This window comes from Rhizobium rosettiformans (assembly GCF_016806065.1).
GTDB lineage: Bacteria > Pseudomonadota > Alphaproteobacteria > Rhizobiales > Rhizobiaceae > Allorhizobium.
Genome location: NZ_CP032405.1, coordinates 1,797,966 through 1,816,600, shown reverse-complemented (window position 1 = coordinate 1,816,600; position 18,635 = coordinate 1,797,966). Strand labels below are relative to the sequence as shown.

Here is an 18,635-nt window from a genome sequence, read left to right as displayed (position 1 = left end):
TCAGGCTCTCGATACGGCAAACCCGGTCTGCGGTTTGGCATCCGGTCCCCTGAGATAAAGCGGCTTCGGCTTGCCCTGAGCTTTCGCCACTGCTGAAATGCGCGCGACGATCTCGATCGGGTAATGGTCGGGGCCGGTCTCGGCATTCCGGTCGGCGACGAGGGCGGATGCCGAACCGACGAGGACCACGCCGGGAGCAGCTGCGCGCGCGAGATAGTCATCGAGCTCGAGCAGTAGCGGCTCATCCTGGGGAACACCGTTCACAAAGCTTTGGGCATAGATCTGGTCGCGGTGGGCATTGATCGCGGCAAGGATCGACCCGTCCGTCGTCGACATCGTCTGCGCAAGCACTTCCAGCGTGGAAACACCGACACAATCGACGCCGAGCGCGAGAGCCAGGCCACGGGCGGACGCGACACCGACACGGATGCCGGTGAAGGAACCGGGACCGACGGTCACGCCAATGCGCTCGATATCGCCGAGCGTGAGCCCGGCTTCAGCAAGCGCCTCGTCGATCATCGCCATCAGCCGTTCGGCATGGCCACGACCAATGGTTTCGCTGACACGCCCGATGAGCTTGTCCGCCTTCGAATCAAAAACGGCGGCTGCGCAGTCCACACCCGCCGTGTCGATCGCAAGAACGATCATCTCGTCTCCAGTCCGGTCCAATCAGACCGCTTCGACTTCCTGCACTTCCGGAACGAAGTGGCGCAGCAGGTTCTGCACGCCATGCTTCAGGGTCGCCGTCGAGGACGGGCAGCCGGCGCAGGAGCCCTTCATGTTGAGGAAGACCTTGCCGTCCTTGAAACCGCGGAAGGTGATGTCGCCGCCATCCTGGGCGACGGCGGGGCGGACGCGGGTCTCGAGCAGTTCCTTGATGGTCGCTACGATCGTCTCGTCGCCGGCATCGAAGAATTCCTCATCGGTGTCGGTCTGTGCCGATGTCGAAGCCGTTCCCATGACCGGTGCGCCGCTCATGAAATGCTCCATGATCGTGCCGAGGATTGCCGGCTTCAGGTGGTGCCATTCCGGACCGTCTTTGGAGACGGTGACGAAATCGTAGCCAAAGAAGACGCCGGTCACGCCCGGGATCGCGAAGATGCGCGCCGCAAGCGGAGAAGCGCTCGCGCTGCCGGCATCGCGGAACTCGGCGGTGCCGGTTTCCATGACCACCTTGCCGGGCAAGAATTTCAGGGTCGCCGGGTTCGGCGTGGCTTCGGTCTGGATGAACATAATGGCCTCCGGGCGGTGAATGCACCGCTAAAGATTAGAATGTTTCAAAAATAGACCCTGCAGGCTCCATCTTCAAGACGTGATCGGCAGGATGCTCAAATTAGCAAAGCGCGTCGATTTCCTCATTGGTCAGCGTATCCGGCAGGACCGTGACCGGGATCGGGAAAGCGGCAGCCCGGCCGGCGATCATCGAGACCAGAGGGCCCGGCCCTTCCTTGGTCGAGCCGGCCGCGAGGACGAGGATCGCAATGTCGCGGTCTTCCTCGATCAGACTGTTGATCTCAGGATAGGCGCTTCCCTCGCGGATGATGAGCTCGGGCTCAATACCGATGGTGTCGCGCACGGTCTGGGCTGCCTTCGCCATGATGGCTTCGGCCTCTTCCCGGGCCTCCGCCCGCATGATCTCCTCGACGCCCAGCCACTGCTGGAAGTCGCCTTCCGGGATCACGTAGATCAGCACCAGTCCGCCATTGGAATTCTTGGCGCGGCGGCCGGCATAGTGGACCGCGCGCGAGCATTCCGGGGTGTTGTCGATCACCGCCATGAACTTGCGGCGGTGACCTTCAAGACGTGACAGACGCGTTGAAACCATAAAGAACCCCGCCGCCGGACCGATGACATGTGACGCGGGCGGGCTCCGGGCGGACCCGCCAGCGACCGAGACCTTATCGCACGAAGCCGATGATGTCGCGGACTTCGTTCATGTTCTTTTCGGCGCGGGTGCGGGCACGCTCGCCGCCGTCGCGCAGGACCGCATCGATGTGACCGGGGTCTTCCATCAGGCGGCGCATCTCGGCATTGATCGGGCCGAGTGCCGCGACCGCCAGATCGATCAGTGCCGGCTTGAAGACGGAGAACTGCTGGCCGCCGAACTCGGAAAGCACATCGGCCTTCGACTTGTCGGCAAGGGCTGCGAAGATGCCGACGAGGTTGTCGGCTTCGGGACGGCCTTTGAGGCCTTCCGTCTCGCTCGGCAATGCATCCGGATCGGTCTTGGCCTTGCGGATCTTCTTGGAGATCGCGTCCTGGTCATCCATCAGGTTGATGCGCGACAGATCAGACGGATCCGACTTCGACATCTTCTTGGTGCCGTCCTTGAGGCTCATGACGCGGGGCGCCGGGCCATCGATCAGCGGCTCAACCATCGGGAAATAAGCATGCACCGGCTCTTCGCCGACCTTGATGTCGATGCCGAGACCGGTCGGCTTGATTTTGTCATGGAAGTCCAGGTTGAACTTCATGGCGATGTCGCGGGCGAGCTCCAGATGCTGCTTCTGGTCTTCCCCAACCGGCACATGGGTCGCGCGGTAGACGAGAATGTCTGCGGCCATCAGGCTCGGATAGGCGTAGAGACCGAGCGAGGCCTGCTCGCGGTCCTTGCCGGCCTTGTCCTTGAACTGGGTCATCCGGTTCATCCAGCCGATGCGGGCGACGCAGTTGAATATCCAGGCGAGTTCCGCATGCTGCGGCACCTGGGACTGGTTGAAGACGATGTGCTTCTTCGGGTCGATGCCGGCGGCGAGGAAGGCGGCGGTGATCGAACGAATCTGGGTCGCCATGTCCTCGTGGACGAGCTGGGCCGTCAGCGCGTGCAGATCGACGACGCAGTAGATGCAGTCGTTGTTTTCCTGGAGCGCGACGAACTTCCTGATCGCACCGAGATAATTGCCGAGATGGAGATTGCCAGTCGGCTGAACGCCGGAGAAAACCAGCGGCTTGAACTCAGTCATAATAATCCTCAACAGGCTGGTGGAGGGCCCGATCCTCTGATCGTGTCGGTCACGGCTTATGCACGGCGGGCGGGGCGCAATCAAGCGCTCACTTCGGCGGACAAGGAAGGCTCTGCTGGCGCCGGCTCAATCAGGTCCCAGAGATTGCCATAGAGATCCTGGAACACGGCGACGGTTCCATAGACCTCAAGACGCGGAGCCTCCTTGAACACGACACCCGCCTTCACGAAGCGCGCATGGTCGCGGGCAAAATCATCCGTTTTCAGGAAGAAGCCGACGCGACCGCCGGTCTGGTTGCCGATTGCTGCACGCTGGGCATCGTTCGGCGCCTCGGCGATCAGAAGCGAGGCACCTCGGCACCTATTGGACGGACCACCAGCCAGCGTTTGCCGTCGGGCATCAGGCTGTCCTCAAGGCACTCGAGGCCGAGGGCACTGCAATAGAAGGCCTTGGCCCGATCATAGGTATCGACGACCAGGCTGACGAGAAAGAGGCTGTTTCCGCTCATGAAATCGCACTTTCAGTTTGATGTGTGACGAAGACGCACTCGATGTCACGCATAGGGAAATTTGCTCCCAGAATCGAGGGGTTTAGGGAATGAATTTGCGACGTGCCAAGACCGTGATTCGCGAGCTGATGCGGGCTCGAAAAGCAGAAAAGAGCAAAGCGCACCAAATTTGACACATTTCGGGGAATAAAAACCCGCCGAAAGCGATCTGGATCGCTCCAAAGAACAATCCCATTCCAGAAGGTCACTCATGCGCACTTTGTTTCGCGTCGCGCTCGGCTGCGTAGTTTCGCTCTGTCTCCTCTCGCCCGTCGAGGCCGTGGAGAAGAAGAAGCGCCACTTCTTCATGAAGCACGACACCACTGTCGCCTATACGCTGCAGCGTGTCAGCGTCAAAGCCAACTGTTTTCCCGATGAGCTGAAGGGCATCCTCGCTCACATCGCCAAGAAGACCGGCAAGACGCCGGTCGTGACCTCCGGCCACCGCCCGCGCTCGGGCCGCTCGCAGCACAGCCATTGTTTTGCAGCGGACATTCGCGTGCCCGGCGTGCCCGAGAAGAAGATCGTGGCCGCCGCCCGCAGCGCGCCCGGCATCGGCGGCATCGGGCGCTACTGCAACGGCATCGTGCATGTCGATATCGGCCCGAAACGCACTTGGACCTATTGCTGATCCTGCTCGGCCGGGCTGACAACGGCCTCGTCCGCTGTCTTTTTCCTGCGCTTGAGGCTGCGGAGCACCAGACGCCAGTCGGCGCCACCAATTAGGAAGGCGATGCCGAAATAGACCGGCATGGCGATTGCAATCAGCCCACCCAGCGCCAGCAACTGCTCGAAGAGCGGGCTTGATGGTGAAAGCCAGTCAGCCCAGCGATCGGAGAGATAGACGAGCAGGCCGGCCATAATGGCGGAGGCGATCATCAGACGCAGGGTCCGCGTCACAAGCGACCACTCGAAAATGAGGTGGCCCCGCCACAGCAGCACCGAAAACAACAGGATGGTGTTGGTCCAGCCGGCAGCGGCCTCGGCCATGGCGATGCCGCTCTCTTCGAAGATCGGGAAGAGCGTGATGGCAAGCCCCGTGTTGAGCGCGACCGATACCATGGTGAAACGCATCGGCGTCTTGGTGTCTTCGCGGGCGTAATAGCCCGGCTGGAGCGCCTTGATCAGCACGAAGCCCGGCAGGCCGATGCCATAGATCGCGAGGATCGACGCAACCACGGCGGTATTCTGCTCGGAAAAAGCGCCGCGCTCGTAGAGCACCCGGATGATTTCATCTGACAGTACCCAGATGGCGGCAGCGGCTGGCAGGGTGAGGAAGAGGACGAATTCAATCGAGCGGTTCTGGAGATTGCCCGCCTCCTTCATATGGCCGCCCTTCAAGGCCCGGGCGAGTTCGGGCAGCAGCACGACGGCAACGGCGACCCCGACGACCCCGAGCGGCAACTGATATATACGATCGGCATATTGCAGGGCCGAAATCGCGCCCTCCTTGGTCGAGGCGATGGCCTGGCCGATCAGCTGATTGATCTGGGTGATGCCGCCGGTGATCGCCGCGGGTACGGCCAGCACCAGCAGACGCTTCACGTTCGGGGTAAATCGCGGACGCTTGAAGCCGATCCGGATGCCGGCATTGCGCACGCCGATATAGACCACGGCCATCTGCAAAAGGCCGGCCCCCAGCACGGACCAGGACAAAGCCCAGGCGGTCGCGGCGGGATCAGCCCCCGTCCATAGCGCCCAGCCAAGCGCACCGATCATCAAGATATTGAGGAAGACGGGCGCAATGGCGGCGGCAAAGAAGTGATGCAGCGAATTCAGCATGCCGCTCAGCATGGCCGTCAGCGACATGCACATGAGATAGGGGCACATGACGATCGCGAGGCGGACCGTCAGGTCAAACTTTTCCGGGTCGTTGGCAAAGCCCGGCGCGATGATCCACTGGACCAGCAGCGGCATCGACAGCTGCATGCCTATCGTCAGGATCAGGAGGACAGAAAAGAGAACTCCGAAGACCTCTTCGGAAAAACGCTTGGCGCCATCAATGCCATTCGCCTCGATTTCCTTGGCAAAGAGCGGTACGAAGGCGGCGTTGAACGCTCCTTCGGCAAAAAGGCGGCGGAATAGATTGGGGAAGCGGAAGGCGGCGTAGAAGACGTCAGCGACCGGACCGGTCCCGAGTGCCGCGGCCATCAGGGTTTCGCGCGCAAAGCCGAAGATGCGGCTGCCGAGCGTCGCACCACCGACCGTCATGAATTTCTTGACGAGGCTCATGTCTCAGGCCCGTGCCTTCTTCGGCACCGCAGCTGCCCGTGGCGGCGCGATGATGCCGGAGGGCATGTTGTCCTTGAGCTCGTCGGGCTGCTCGGTCATCACGGGCTTCAGGCGGTTGGCAATGTTGACCTGCCTGTTCTCGTTGGTCACCTTCTGTCCGACGAGATCGGTGACATAGAAGGTATCGATGACCTTTTCCCCGAAGGTGGTGATTCGGGCCGAATGGATGTCGAGAGACAGGTCCGACAGAACCGCTGTGATTTCAGCGAGAAGACCGATGCGGTCGAGGCATTCCACCTCGATGACGGTGAACTTGTTTGACAGCGCATTGGAGATGCGGACATCCGGCTGAACCGGGAAGGTCTTGTTGCGCTTCTTGCCCTTTGTACGGGTGGCGATGACCTCCGGCAGGCGTTTGCGGCCCGACAGCACGTCCTCGATCATCTTGCCGATCGTGGCGGCGCGGCGCGTCTCGTCCTCATCGATCGGGAATTCCCGGTTGATCAGGATCGTATCCAGCGCGCGGCCGTCCGATGTCGTGAAGATCTGAGCGTCGGCGATGTTGGCGCCGGCTGCGGCACAAGCGCCGGCAATGATCGACAAGAGACGCGGATGGTCGGGCGAGAGCACCGTGATCTCGGTGATCGCGTGGAACTGGTGGGTGCGCACCATGGTCGCCAGCGCCTGACCCGACTTATCGGTCTGGCGGATGAAATGGGCGTGACGGATCTGGTCCTCGAGGTCGACCGAAAGCAGGTAGGGCTCATAGTGGAGCTTAGTGTATGTGCGCTGATCCTTCTGGCTCCAGCCTTCGAGCGCCTGACTGAGCTGCTCGGCGGCATGCTTGGCGCGCTCCTTGCGCGAGACCTGCGAGAAGCCACCTGAGAGGAGAAGCTCGGTCTCGTAATAGAGCGTGCGCAGGAGCTGGCCCTTCCAGCCGTTCCAGACGCCGGGGCCCACCGCACGGATGTCGCAGATGGTGAGCACCAGCAGCATCTTCAGGCGGTCGAGCGACTGCACCTTCTCGGCAAAATCGGTGATCGTCTTGCGGTCGTGCAGGTCGCGGGTCTGGGCGACCATCGACATCAGGAGATGCTGGTCGATCAGCCAGGCGACCATCTCGGTCTGCTTGGCCGAGAGGCCGAGACGCGGGCAGAGTTTGCGGGCGACCTTGGCGCCGGCGATCGAGTGATCCTCCTGCCGGCCCTTGGCGATGTCGTGCAAGAGGACCGCAACATAGAGTGTCTGGCGATCCTCGATTTCCGGCATGATCTTGTTGGCGAGCGGATGGATCTCCTCCGCCTTGCCCTTGTCGATCTCGGAGAGAACCTCCAGCGTGCGGATCAAGTGCTCGTCGACCGTGTAGTGATGATACATGTTGAACTGCATCATCGAGACGATCTTGCCGAATTCCGGCATGAAACGCCCGAGCACGCCGGCCTCGTTCATGCGCCGCAGGATGAAACCCGGATCCCTGCGCGAAGTCAGGATCGACAGAAAGAGGCGGTTTGCCTCCTCGCTTTCGCGGAACTCGTTGTTGATCAGCGACAGCGAGCGTGTGACGGCCTTCAAAGCGTCGGGATGGAATTCGAGCCCGTTCAGATCCGCCACGTGGAAGAGGCGCATGATCGACATCGGGTCCTTCTTGAAGACACCGGGATCGGCGAGCGCAATGCGGCCGCGATCGTCGATGAATTCGCTGGCACCGGGGATCTTGCGCGGGCGGTTGGCGAAGCGGCCGATCATGCCGCCGATACCGGGTGCGGCCTTGGCCTGCTGATCTTCAAGCGCTGCTGCAAAGATGCGGGTCAGGTCGCCGACATCCTTTGCCACCAGGAAGTAGTGCTTCATGAAGCGTTCGACGGCGGAAAGCCCCGGGCGCGCCTGATAGCCGAGGCTTTTGGCGATCTCCGGCTGGATATCGAAATACAGGCGCTCTTCCGGTTTGCCGGTCAGATAGTGCATGTGGCAGCGAACTGCCCAGAGGAAATCGTCGGCCTTTTGGAAAAGGCGCCATTCGTGGCGGGAGAGAACGCCAAGACGGACCAATTCGCCGGTATCGCGGACGTGGTAGTTGTATTTGGCGATCCAGAAGAGGGTCTGCAGATCACGTAAGCCCCCCTTGCCTTCCTTGACATTGGGTTCGACGAGGTAGCGGCTGTCGCCGGCCTTGCGGTGACGCTCGTCACGCTCCGCGAGCTTTGCGGCAATAAACTCCGGCGCGGTACCCGTCGTCACTTCCTGATCGAATCGGCGCTGCAGCTCGGTGACCAGAGCCTCATCGCCGCAGATATGGCGGGTTTCGAGGATCGCGGTCCGAATGGTCATGTCCGTGGTCGACAGCCGGATGCATTCCTCCACCGTGCGGGTGGCGTGGCCGACCTTGAAGCCGACATCCCAGAGCAGATAGAGGACGAATTCGACCGCCTTGTGCATGGCGGGACCGGCCTTCTGCGGCAGCAGGAAAAGCAGGTCGATGTCGGAGCCCGGCGCAAGGGTTCCGCGGCCGTAACCGCCGACGGCCGCGACAGCCAGACCGTTCGCGTCCTTCGGATAGACATGGGTGCGAGCGAAATCGAAGATCACCGAGATCAGCTGGTCCTGGATCCAGGAGATGCGGTTTGCGCAGTTGAGGCCACTGCCATCTTCGAAGAGCTTCAGCCGCGCCTGTTCGCGAGCCTCGGCAGAGGCCTTCTTCAGGATCGGCAAAAGCTTGGAGCGGGTCTCCAGCATGTTGCCACATCCCGCCTCTGCGATGGTCTTGCAGGACGCACGGAGCGCGTCGATGTCGAGGAGATCGTCGAAGGCAAGCTCTGCAGTGGCCATGGGCGCGGCATCATCTCTTGGGACCGGGGAATCAACCGGAATGGGTGGCGCTATAGCGCTTTTCGGGCGCGATTGACAGGCACTCTACCGGTCAAGGCTTGCCAAGTTGTTTCTTCAGATCATAGAGCGCATCCAGCGCCTGGCGAGGCGTGAGGTCGTCAAGATCGAGTGAGCGCAGGACCTCCTCGACCTTCGACGGGCCGGATTTCTGGATCTCGTCGCGGCGCACGGCGACCTGAAAAAGCGGCAGATCGTCGATCAGCTGGGCGGCCGGGTTCTTGCGGTCGCTGTCTTCGAGGCGGGTCAGAACTTCCCGGGCGCGGGCAACGACGGCCGCCGGCAAGCCGGCGAGACGGGCGACCTGGATGCCGTAGGAGCGATCGGCAGAGCCTGGGCCGACCTCATGCAGGAAGATGACGTCGCCGTCCCATTCCTTGACCCGCATTGTGACATTCGACATGCGGGCGAGCTTCTCCGACAGCGCCGTCAGCTCATGGAAGTGGGTGGCGAAGAGCGAGCGGCAGCGGTTTGCCTCATGCAGGTGCTCGACGGCGGCCCAGGCGATGGAGAGGCCGTCGAAGGTGGCCGTGCCGCGACCGATTTCGTCGAGAATGACCAGCGAGCGGTCGGTCGCCTGATTGAGGATGGCTGCGGTCTCGACCATCTCGACCATGAAGGTGGAGCGGCCACGGGCCAAATCATCGGAGGCGCCAACGCGGGAGAAGAGCCGATCGACGATCCCGATATGGGCGGCACCAGCCGGCACGAACGAGCCCATCTGCGCGAGAATGGCGATCAGCGCATTCTGGCGCAGGAAGGTCGACTTACCGCCCATGTTGGGACCTGTCAGCAACCAGATGGCGCCGGGGCCTTTCGTATCGTTGGGCGAGAGATCACAATCGTTCGCGATGAAGGGGCTTGCTGCCTGGCGGCGGAGCGCCTGCTCGACCACCGGATGGCGTCCGGCGGTGATGGCGAACATTCTCGAGTCATCGACCAGCGGGCGGCAATAGCCCTGCTCTTCTGCCAAGGCTGCAAGGCCTGACGCGACATCGATGACAGCGAGTGCGCGGGCAGCAGCCTTGATCGGTTCCGCGGCCGCAACAACCTTTGCCACCATCTGATCGAAGGCGGCAAGTTCCAACGACAGTGCCTGACCGGCGGCGTTCGCGATGCGGCTTTCGAGGTCGGCAAGTTCGGTTGTGGTGAAGCGCATGGCGTTTGCCATGGTCTGGCGATGGATGAAGCGAGACTTGGCCTCGTCGCCTTCGGTCATCGGGCCGGCGTTTCCGGCGGTTACCTCGATGAAATAACCGAGCACATTGTTGTGCTTGATCTTCAGCGACTTGATGCCGGTCTCCTCGGCATATTGCAGCTGGAGGCCGGCGATGACGCGGCGCGACTGGTCGCGCAGAGCCCTGAGTTCGTCGAGTTCGGGGATTGCGCCATCGCGCAGGAAACCGCCGTCGCGCTTCAGGAGCGGCAGTTCGTCGGCAAGCATCGCCGCGAGGCTGGAGCCAAGATCGGCAGGTAGCGCCGCGAGATCAGCAAGAGCCTCAGACAGTTCCGTCGGCAGGTTGGACGGATCGAGCAGTCCGCCAACCTCGGCAGAGGCTGCGAGACCGGCGACGACGGCGCCGAGGTCACGCGGGCCGCCGCGATCGAGCGCCAAACGGGAGAGCGCGCGCGGCATGTCGGGCACGCGCTTCATGGCGTCGCGGAGGCGGTCGACGAGCAGACCATCGGACAAGAGATGAGCGATCGAGTCCTGGCGGTCGGCGATGGCTACCGGGTCCGTCAACGGCGACATCAGGCGCTCTGCCAGCAGACGCGCGCCGCCACCTGTCACGGTGCGATCGATGGCCTTAAGGAGCGAACCGTTGCGGTCGCCGGACAGCGTCTTCACCAGTTCGAGATTGGCGCGCGTGGCGGGATCGATGAAGAGGGTGGACGCCGCATTCTGCCGTTCCGGCAGACCGAGCGGCGGGCGCTCGGAGATCTGGGTCTTTTCGACATAGGCGACGGCGGCAGCGGCCGCGGCGATTTCGGCGCGGGAGAAGGCGCCGAAACCATCCAGCGTTCCTACGCCGAAATAGCGGGCGATCCGACCTTCGGCGCTGGCGCTGTCAAAGAGCACGGCGGGTTGCGGCACGACCACACGGCCGAGCACGTCGAAGGCCGGCTTCAGCTCTTCGTCGTGGAAAAGCGTATCGGGCACGATCAACTCACGCGGCTCGATGCGCAGGATGTCGGCGAGAAGGCGCGTCTCTGTCGTCTCCGCGAGGCGGAAGATGCCGGTGGAAATGTCGATCCAGGCGAGTGCCAGCTGCGGGGCGGAGCCGCCCCGGATCCGCGCGAGGGCCATGAGATAGTTGGATTCGAAGGGGGAGAGGAGCTTGTCCTCGGTGATCGTGCCCGGCGTGACGAGGCGCACGACGTCGCGCTTCACAACCGACTTCGAGCCGCGCTTCTTGGCCTCTGCCGGGTCTTCGATCTGTTCGCAGACGGCAACGCGGAAGCCGAGCGAGATCAGCTTTTGCAGGTAATCATCGGCCGCATGCACCGGCACGCCGCACATCGGGATATCCTGGCCGAGATGCTGGCCGCGCTTGGTCAGCGTGATGCCGAGCGCGCGGGAGGCATCGACCGCATCCTCGAAGAACAACTCGTAGAAATCGCCCATGCGATAAAAGAGCAGGCTGCCTGGGTTGGCTGCCTTGATCTCGATGAATTGCTCCATCATCGGAGTGGCCGTCGCGCGGCTCTCCTCCGAGGTCAGCTCGGCGACGTTCAGGACATCACTTTGGGTGGCTTGATATAGCGTCACGGGCTCAATGTTTTCTTGAAAAGGAAGTCGTGCAACACTAACGACTTAAGGCGAGGAAAAACAACCAGGATGGGCCGGCGATCGCCCGCTGCCCACAACAAGGTGAGGGGAAGCATGGCAAACGAGAAGACGACCGGCCGGACGAAAGTCTCGGTGACGGAACAGGAAGCGCTCGACTTTCACTCCCAGGGCCGCCCCGGCAAGCTCGAGATCACCCCGACCAAGGCGATGGCAACCCAGCGCGATCTGTCGCTCGCCTATTCCCCCGGCGTTGCCGTGCCCGTGAAGGCGATCGCCGCCGATCCGGCCACGGCTTACGACTACACCACGCGCGGCAACATGGTTGCGGTCATCTCGAACGGGACTGCCATCCTGGGTCTCGGCAATCTCGGAGCGCTCGCCTCCAAGCCGGTGATGGAAGGCAAGTCGGTTCTCTTCAAGCGCTTCGCCGATGTCGATTCGATCGATCTCGAGGTCGACACCGAAAATGTCGACGAGTTCATCAACTGTGTTCGCTATCTCGGCCCCTCCTTTGGCGGCATCAACCTCGAAGACATCAAGGCGCCCGACTGCTTCATCATCGAAAGCCGGCTGCGCGAGCTGATGGACATTCCTGTTTTCCATGACGACCAGCACGGGACTGCGATCATCGCGGCGGCTGGCCTCATCAACGCGCTGGAACTGACGGGCCGCGACTTCAAGACGACGAAGCTCGTCTGCAACGGCGCCGGGGCTGCGGCCATTGCCTGCATCGAGCTCATCAAGGCGATGGGCTTCAATGGCGAGAACATCATCCTCTGCGACACCAAGGGCGTGATCTATCAGGGCCGCACCGAAGGCATGAACCAGTGGAAGTCGGCGCATGCGGTCAAGACCGATCGGCGATCGCTGAAGGAAGCCATGGTCGGCGCTGATGTGGTCTTCGGATTATCGCAGAAGGGTGCCTTGTCCTCGGACATGATCGCCTCGATGGCGGACAACCCGATCATCTTTGCCATGGCCAATCCGGACCCGGAAATCACACCCGAGGAGGTCGCTGCCATCCGCTCCGACGCGATCATGGCGACAGGACGTTCGGACTATCCGAACCAGGTGAACAATGTTCTGGGTTTCCCTTACATATTCCGCGGTGCGCTCGATGTGCGTGCCAGCCAGATCAACGATGCCATGAAGATCGCCGCTGTCCGGGCGCTCGCCGATCTCGCGCGCGAGGATGTGCCTGACGATGTGGCAGCCGCCTATCAGGGCGAGCGGCCGCGCTTTGGACCGCAATACATCATCCCCGTGCCCTTCGATCCGCGCCTGATCTCGGCGATCCCGGTCGCCGTCGCCAAGGCTGCGATGGAAAGCGGCGTGGCACGCAGGGAAATCGAGGATCTCGGCGCCTATGCGCATGAGCTTTCCGCCCGGCGCGACCCGATCGCTGCCGCCACGCAGCGCATCTACGAACATGTGCGTAGCCATCCGAAGCGCGTCGTCTTTGCCGAAGGTGAAGAGGAGCAGGTCATGCGTGCGGCGATCTCGTTTGCCAATCTCGGCCTCGGCACCGCCATCCTGCTCGGCCGCGACGAGCCGCTCAAGGCGACGGCCGAGCGGGCCGGGATCGATCTCGACCGTCCCGGCATCGAGGTGGTCAATGCCCGCATGTCGACGCGCGTCGAGGCCTATACCGAATATCTCTATGCCCGCCTGCAGCGGAAGGGCTACCTGCATCGCGATGCGCAGCGGCTGATCAATACCGACCGTAACCACTTCGCCGCCTGCATGGTGGCGCTGGGCGATGCGGATGCGATGGTGACCGGCACGACGCGCAACTATTCCACCGCGCTTGAAGACGTGCGTCGCTGCATCGACACGGCACCCGGCCACCGGGTCATCGGCGTGTCGCTGGCTCTGGCGCGTGGCCGCACGATCGTCGTGGCAGACACCGCCGTGCACGACATGCCGACGGCGGATGAGCTGGCGGATATCGCGGAAGAAGCAGCCGGCGTCGCACACCGGCTCGGACTGGAGCCGCGCGTGGCGCTGCTAGCCTACTCCACCTTCGGGCATCCGACCGGCGAGCGTTCGGAGCGGGTGCGGGAAGCCGTGAAGATCCTCGACCGGCGCGGCGTATCCTTTGAGTACGACGGGGAGATGGGCGCGGACATCGCGCTCAACCATCACCGCATGGAGCAGTATCCGTTCTGCCGCCTCTCGGGCACGGCCAATGTGCTGGTCATGCCGGCGATCCATTCTGCGGCAATCTCGACCAAGATGCTGCAGGAACTGGGCGGCCTGACCGTGATGGGGCCACTGCTCATTGGCCTCGAAAAGTCGGTACAGATCGCCCAGATGGGCGCAAAAGACAGCGACATCGTAAACATGGCGGCGATCGCGGCCTATAACGCCGCGGGTTAAGCGAAGACCGGAGCGGCTTTTGCGAGCCGCTCCATGTCGTCCTCGATTTCGCGCTTCAGCCAGCGCTTGAACTTTTCCACCTTGTCGGAACGTCGAGCATTCTCTGATATCACGAAGTAATGGCCGAAGCCGGTTTTGACCGCCGGACCAAAGGGCGCGACGAGCTGGCCGTGCTGCAGCTGATGCGACGCGATGGTCTGCCAGGCCAGCATCACCCCCTGCCCTGCAATTGTCGCATCGAGGCAGAGCGAGGCCTCGCTGAAGGTGTGGCGGGCCTTGATCTCCGCACCCTCAAGACCCACCGCGGAAAGCCAGACATCCCAGGTAAACATGGCCCTGCCATCGATGACCTTCGGTAGGTCGAGGATGTCGGCGGGCTCGCGCAGCTTTTCGGCCATGGCCGGGGTGCAGAGCGGGGCGACCCGTTGCTCCAGGATGAGTTCGGCCTTGAAACCCGGCCAATGGCCGCGTCCCACACGAATTCTGACATCCACATCCGTCTGAGTGGCATCGGTCAGGCGGTCATTGGCGTCGATGCGAAGGCCGATTTCCGGGAAGCGCTCGGAAAAGTCTGCAATTCGATGCACGAGCCAGCGGGCGGCAAAGACCGGGGCGACCGAAATGGTCAGCAGGCTGTCGTCGGTCCGCTTCGCCAGATCCACGGCGTCAGAGAGATGACGCATGCCATTGGCAAGGCGGGCCAGAATGTCATCGGCCGTTTCCACCGGGACCATGCCACGGCTCGTGCGCTCGAAAAGCAGGCGGCCGAGCTGCTGTTCGGTCTTGATGACCTGCTGGCTGACTGCACCGATGGAGACGCCTAGCTCGTCGGCCGCCGCCTGGAGCGAGCCGAGGCGGGCGACGGCTTCGACGGCGCGCAGACCGTTCAGATGCACCTGATTGAGATTTCTCATATAGGAAAGCTATAGCCACTAGCGGTAAAACTCAATTGAATTGAGGATCCCGAAAGCAGAGAAACAGGCAACACGGAACTGATCACGCCATTCATTCGGCGCAGGGAGGGACTTACATGCTCAAGCTTTCCTGGATGAGACCACGTAGCCGACGGGGCTGCCACGAGCAGGACTGGCGGCATGATCCGCTGGGCCATCCCGCTTTGCGCGAGATGAGCCTTCGGGAGCTTGCCGACCTGCCGATGGTGGCGGAAGTTCCGATGCGGATGACCAGGGTCGAGGTTAAAGAGGATTGCCGGAGAGGTGTCGGCCGACTGCCATCATCCGCTTGCGCTGTTTCGAGATGATCGCAATCGTCAATGGATGGACCCCGCCGCCCCGCTCATTCAGCGGCGCGCGCCACCTTCTCCCGCAGGGCAGAAGGTGATCAGATCAGCTGGCGCTGGCGAAGCGACCGGCGTCGGCGCCATAATAATTGACGTAGCGGCCGGAGATGCTCGAGATCGGCAGGATGATCAGAACATCTGTGGTGTTGAAGGCCTGATCGATGACCGCGCCGTTGCCGACCATGGCGCCAAGGCGCAGGTAGCCCTTGATCAGCGGCGGCATCGAGAACAGCGCGCGGCGGGCATTGACGGCTTCCGACGGCATCAGATCCATTTCACGGTAGAGATGCGGGAGGGCATCGACGGCCCACTCGCCCTTCGCAACCGCGTTGTGGTGCAGGAAAGAAAGTGCCAGTGCATGCTCCTCCGGCTGGGTCCCGGGGAAGGAACCGCAGCCGAACATGGCGTCGATTCGGTGCTGCAGTGCATAAGCCCAGCAGCCCTGCCAGAGCAGCTCGACCGTGCGCTTGGTGCGGTATTGCGGCAGCACGCAGGAGCGGCCGAGCTCCATGAAACGCTTGTCCTTGTGGCGGGCAACGAGATCGCCGACAGCGAATTCCGAACTTGAGTAAAAGCCGCCATGGGTAACCGCCACATCATGGCGCAGGATCCTGTAAGTGCCGACGATCTGCTCTTCCGTATCGCCCTCGATCGCGCGGTCGAGAACGAGCAGATGGTCACACAGGCCGTCCCAATGGTCGATATCGCGGCCGCGGCGGGCGCACTCCGGATCGACCTGGGCTTTCATCTCCTCGACGAAGACCCGGTAGCGAACGGCTTGGGCGGCGTCGATCTCGCGCTCGCTGCGGGCGAGCCTGGTTTCCAGGCTGCCGATCCGGCCGAGCAGATCACGCGAAGCGGAAAGCCCCGGCGGCATACCGGCCGGGTTTTCCAGAAGAAGGTCTCGTTCGATCAGTTCCACGCTCATGGGATCTATCCAGCGTTGAAGTCACGGCCTTTAAACACGAGACTGCTACAGGAAAGTGACAAAACTTCGAACAGCTTCTCCGCCTTTCAAGCTTCCGGCGGCTTCGGCTTGCGATGCTGGATGATCTCGTCGAGGACGATGCAGATCGCGCCGATGGTGATGAAGCTGTCCGCCAAGTTGAAGACCGCGAAGGACCAGGTGTCCGTGTAAAACAGGATGTAATCGACCACATAGCCATAGGTGAAGCGGTCGATGATGTTGCCGAGCGCGCCTGCGATGATCATCGCAAAGCCGAGATGGGCGAAATGCTGCTCAGGCCCCGTCTTGCGCCAGAGCCAAAAGACGAAACCGACGATGACCAGGCGCAGGCCGATGATGAACCAGCCGTCGAGATGGGACAGCATGGAAAAGGCGACGCCCAGATTATGCGTGCGGTAGAGTGCCCAGAACGGCAGAACGGGGATCAGCTCGTGCATCGGCAGATAGACTTCCACCGCATATTTGATCGCCTGATCGAGAATGAGCGCGACCGCAATGAAGGTGAGAACCGGCAGCGGCCGGTTGAAGGCTGCAAGCATGGTCACTTGGCTCCGTCGAGGGCGAGCAGATGGCGGCGAACCTCGAAGAGCATGACGCCGGTGGCCACCGCTAGATTGAGGCTGTCGGCCATGCCGACCTGCGGAATACGCGCCAGCTTGTCGGCAGCGGCCGCCAGCTCATCCGGGAGGCCGGACTGTTCGTTGCCCATCATCAGGATGACCGGCTTCGACTTGTAGTCGATGGTGCGGTAATCGACAGCGCCGGCGAGATGCGTGGCGACGAGGCGGGCATCGACAGATTTCTTCCACTTGAGGAAATCGGCCGGCGTCGTCTTCACCAGCGGCAGGGCGAACATCGAGCCCATGGTGGCGCGCACGGTTTCCATCGAGAAGGGATCGGTGCAATCGCCGACGAGGATGACGCCCGAGGCACCGGCAGCATCGGCTGTGCGGATGATCGTGCCGAGATTGCCGGGGTCGCGCACACGGTCGAGCGCTATCCAGGTTTCCGAGCCCTTGGGCTGGATGTCCTTAAGCGGTGTCCAGCGCTGTTCGAAGACGGCGGCGACCATCTGCGGATTGTCACGCCGGGTGATGGAAGACATGACCTTTTCGCTGACTTCCAGCACGAGGCCGCCTGCGGCGACAGTGCGGGCAGCGACCTTTTCGACCAGCGGCTTGCCCTTGCCGGCCTTGGCATAGACCAGAGTGCGGATAGTCCAGCCCCGATCGAGCGCGTCGATGACGAGCTTCAGACCTTCGGCGAGGAAGGTGCGGCTTTCGTCGCGGCTCTTCTTCTGGGAAAGCGCTTTGATGTCCTTGATGATCGGATTGGCGAGGCTGGTGACCTCCTTGACCTGACCGACGCGGCGCGGGCCGTCCTGGCGATAATCATCGGTCATTTCGGCACCCAGCGGCTGAAGAGAGAGGTGGAGAGCGCACGCCCCGGCGTCTTGCCGTCGAGACCGGCCTCGCGGATGACGAGCTCGCCTGACTCGACGAGGCCGCCCTTGCCGCGCATGGTCTCGCGCATCAGTTCGTGGATCGAATAGAAGCTCGCACGGATGGAATAGGCGGTCAGAACGAGCCCGACGGCCTTAGGCGCCAGCAGTTCGCGGCAGATGTCGAGCATCAACGGCAGATGGTCGAAGAGCTGCCAGACCTCGCCATTCGGGCCACGGCCGAATTTCGGCGGGTCGGTAAGAATGATGTCGTAGCGGTGGCCGCGGCGCTCCTCGCGCAGGATGAACTTCATCGCATCCTCGCAGATCCAGCGGATCGGCGCCTTGTCGAGGCGGCTCAGGGACTGATTTTCGCGGGCCCAGCCGATCGCCTTCTTCGAAGCATCGACATGCGTGACTTCGGCGCCAGCGGCGGCGGCCACAAGCGAAGCGACACCGGTATAGCCGAATAGGTTGAGGACCTTGAGCGGCCGGTCGGCAGCCTCGATCTTCTCTTTCATCCAGCTCCAGTGGGCGATCTGCTCCGGAAAGACGCCGACATGGCGGAAGGCGGTGAAACGGCCGTGGAAATCGACGCCGAGCAGGGAGAGCGGCCAGGTTTCGCCGAGCGCCTCGCGCTGGAAGCGCCAGCGACCCATGCCGTCTTCGTCCGTGTCGCCGGTGAACACCGCGTCCGCCTTGTCCCAGACATGGGATGGCAGCGCCTTTGGCCAAAGCGCCTGGGCTTCGGGGCGAACGATGCGATAGGGGCCGTATTGCTCAAGCTTCAATCCGTCGCCGCTGTCGATCAGGTGAAAGTCGCCCGCACCTGAGGATTCGAGGATCAGCGGCACGCGCTCGGCCGGGCGGTTACCGTTGCGGACCGTCAGAACTCGGGCAGGTTCAGCCGTTGTATCGGGCGATTGCGGCTTCGGCTTTGGCGCCTCGGTCTCACGCCGCGGCGGTCGTGCCTGACGCTCGTCCCTGCCCTTCGAGGCATAAGGCTTTGCCGTTGCCGGCCGTGTTTCGCCGCTGCCTTTGGCCTTCGCTCCCGGAAATGGCTTGGCGCCGGGGCGACGTTCCTTGTTCTTCACGTCAATGATCCGTGGGTCGTGTTGGTTTGGCCCAGCCC

Annotated in this window: 14 protein-coding genes and 1 pseudogene; 2 read left to right on the top strand and 13 right to left on the bottom strand. The window is 62.5% G+C overall.

What is annotated here, in order from left to right:
• From tsaB to D4A92_RS08660, 5 genes and pseudogenes are all read right to left on the bottom strand, one after another.
• Positions 1–648, bottom strand: coding sequence for a tRNA (adenosine(37)-N6)-threonylcarbamoyltransferase complex dimerization subunit type 1 TsaB (gene tsaB, locus D4A92_RS08680; protein ID WP_203019319.1), 648 nt, complete (start codon positions 646–648; stop codon positions 1–3).
• A gap of 21 nt (positions 649–669) precedes the next feature.
• Positions 670–1,233, bottom strand: coding sequence for a NifU family protein (locus D4A92_RS08675; RefSeq protein ID WP_006724950.1), 564 nt, complete (start codon positions 1,231–1,233; stop codon positions 670–672).
• Between the two features lie 100 nt (positions 1,234–1,333).
• The gene (locus D4A92_RS08670) at positions 1,334–1,825 is read right to left on the bottom strand and encodes a universal stress protein (RefSeq protein ID WP_006724951.1); all 492 of its coding nucleotides are present in this window, start codon (positions 1,823–1,825) and stop codon (positions 1,334–1,336) included.
• Positions 1,826–1,898: 73 nt separating this feature from the next.
• A complete protein-coding gene (gene trpS, locus D4A92_RS08665; RefSeq protein ID WP_203019318.1) occupies positions 1,899–2,963 on the bottom strand; it encodes a tryptophan--tRNA ligase in 1,065 nt (354 codons plus the stop codon).
• Between the two features lie 80 nt (positions 2,964–3,043).
• Positions 3,044–3,471, bottom strand: a pseudogene (locus tag D4A92_RS08660) (VOC family protein).
• A gap of 250 nt (positions 3,472–3,721) precedes the next feature.
• Here D4A92_RS08660 and D4A92_RS08655 point away from each other — a divergent pair.
• Complete coding sequence (locus tag D4A92_RS08655) at positions 3,722–4,141, top strand: YcbK family protein (protein ID WP_203019317.1); 420 nt, start codon at positions 3,722–3,724, stop codon at positions 4,139–4,141.
• On the opposite strand, the gene murJ is transcribed toward D4A92_RS08655, so the two are convergent.
• The 3 genes from murJ to mutS form a co-directional block, all read right to left on the bottom strand.
• Positions 4,132–5,742, bottom strand: a complete 1,611-nt coding sequence (gene murJ / locus D4A92_RS08650) for a murein biosynthesis integral membrane protein MurJ (protein WP_203019316.1) — start codon at positions 5,740–5,742, stop codon at positions 4,132–4,134. The two genes, D4A92_RS08655 and murJ, sit on opposite strands and share 10 nt — an antisense overlap.
• A gap of 3 nt (positions 5,743–5,745) precedes the next feature.
• A complete protein-coding gene (locus D4A92_RS08645; protein WP_203019315.1) occupies positions 5,746–8,568 on the bottom strand; it encodes a [protein-PII] uridylyltransferase in 2,823 nt (940 codons plus the stop codon).
• Positions 8,569–8,659: 91 nt separating this feature from the next.
• A complete protein-coding gene (mutS, locus tag D4A92_RS08640; RefSeq protein WP_246754097.1) occupies positions 8,660–11,311 on the bottom strand; it encodes a DNA mismatch repair protein MutS in 2,652 nt (883 codons plus the stop codon).
• A 198-nt stretch (positions 11,312–11,509) separates the two neighbouring features.
• Here mutS and D4A92_RS08635 point away from each other — a divergent pair, with 198 nt between their 5' ends.
• Positions 11,510–13,795 carry an NADP-dependent malic enzyme gene (locus D4A92_RS08635; protein WP_203019313.1) on the top strand — a complete coding sequence of 762 codons (2,286 nt, stop codon included), beginning with the start codon at positions 11,510–11,512 and terminating at the stop codon, positions 13,793–13,795.
• Here D4A92_RS08635 and D4A92_RS08630 read toward each other — a convergent pair.
• The 5 genes from D4A92_RS08630 to D4A92_RS08610 all read right to left on the bottom strand — a co-directional run bounded on the left by D4A92_RS08630 (position 13,792) and on the right by D4A92_RS08610 (position 18,597).
• Positions 13,792–14,709, bottom strand: a complete 918-nt coding sequence (locus D4A92_RS08630) for a LysR substrate-binding domain-containing protein (RefSeq protein WP_203019312.1) — start codon at positions 14,707–14,709, stop codon at positions 13,792–13,794. The genes D4A92_RS08635 and D4A92_RS08630 overlap by 4 nt on opposite strands.
• 432 nt (positions 14,710–15,141) lie before the next feature.
• Positions 15,142–15,972 carry a GNAT family N-acetyltransferase gene (locus D4A92_RS08625; protein WP_246754096.1) on the bottom strand — a complete coding sequence of 277 codons (831 nt, stop codon included), beginning with the start codon at positions 15,970–15,972 and terminating at the stop codon, positions 15,142–15,144.
• Positions 15,973–16,109: 137 nt separating this feature from the next.
• Positions 16,110–16,601, bottom strand: a complete 492-nt coding sequence (gene lspA / locus D4A92_RS08620) for a signal peptidase II (protein ID WP_203019309.1) — start codon at positions 16,599–16,601, stop codon at positions 16,110–16,112.
• Between the two features lie 2 nt (positions 16,602–16,603).
• Positions 16,604–17,464 carry a TrmH family RNA methyltransferase gene (locus tag D4A92_RS08615; RefSeq protein ID WP_203019307.1) on the bottom strand — a complete coding sequence of 287 codons (861 nt, stop codon included), beginning with the start codon at positions 17,462–17,464 and terminating at the stop codon, positions 16,604–16,606.
• A complete protein-coding gene (locus tag D4A92_RS08610) occupies positions 17,461–18,597 on the bottom strand; it encodes a class I SAM-dependent methyltransferase (RefSeq protein WP_203019305.1) in 1,137 nt (378 codons plus the stop codon). Before D4A92_RS08610 ends, D4A92_RS08615 begins: the two co-directional genes overlap by 4 nt.
• Positions 18,598–18,635 lie beyond the last annotated feature (38 nt).

Bases quoted from the DNA above. Each gene is read 5' to 3' on its own strand.
- mutS (WP_246754097.1), bottom strand. From the start codon at position 11,311: ATGATGGAGCAATTCATCGAGATCAAGGCAGCCAACCCAGGCAGCCTG.
- D4A92_RS08675 (WP_006724950.1), bottom strand. From the start codon at position 1,233: ATGTTCATCCAGACCGAAGCCACGCCGAACCCGGCGACCCTGAAATTC.
- D4A92_RS08670 (WP_006724951.1), bottom strand. From the start codon at position 1,825: ATGGTTTCAACGCGTCTGTCACGTCTTGAAGGTCACCGCCGCAAGTTC.
- lspA (WP_203019309.1), bottom strand. From the start codon at position 16,601: ATGCTTGCAGCCTTCAACCGGCCGCTGCCGGTTCTCACCTTCATTGCG.
- tsaB (WP_203019319.1), bottom strand. From the start codon at position 648: ATGATCGTTCTTGCGATCGACACGGCGGGTGTGGACTGCGCAGCCGCC.
- D4A92_RS08630 (WP_203019312.1), bottom strand. From the start codon at position 14,709: ATGAGAAATCTCAATCAGGTGCATCTGAACGGTCTGCGCGCCGTCGAA.
- D4A92_RS08645 (WP_203019315.1), bottom strand. From the start codon at position 8,568: ATGGCCACTGCAGAGCTTGCCTTCGACGATCTCCTCGACATCGACGCG.
- D4A92_RS08635 (WP_203019313.1), top strand. From the start codon at position 11,510: ATGGCAAACGAGAAGACGACCGGCCGGACGAAAGTCTCGGTGACGGAA.
- D4A92_RS08625 (WP_246754096.1), bottom strand. From the start codon at position 15,972: ATGCCGCCGGGGCTTTCCGCTTCGCGTGATCTGCTCGGCCGGATCGGC.
- D4A92_RS08615 (WP_203019307.1), bottom strand. From the start codon at position 17,464: ATGACCGATGATTATCGCCAGGACGGCCCGCGCCGCGTCGGTCAGGTC.
- trpS (WP_203019318.1), bottom strand. From the start codon at position 2,963: ATGACTGAGTTCAAGCCGCTGGTTTTCTCCGGCGTTCAGCCGACTGGC.
- D4A92_RS08655 (WP_203019317.1), top strand. From the start codon at position 3,722: ATGCGCACTTTGTTTCGCGTCGCGCTCGGCTGCGTAGTTTCGCTCTGT.
- murJ (WP_203019316.1), bottom strand. From the start codon at position 5,742: ATGAGCCTCGTCAAGAAATTCATGACGGTCGGTGGTGCGACGCTCGGC.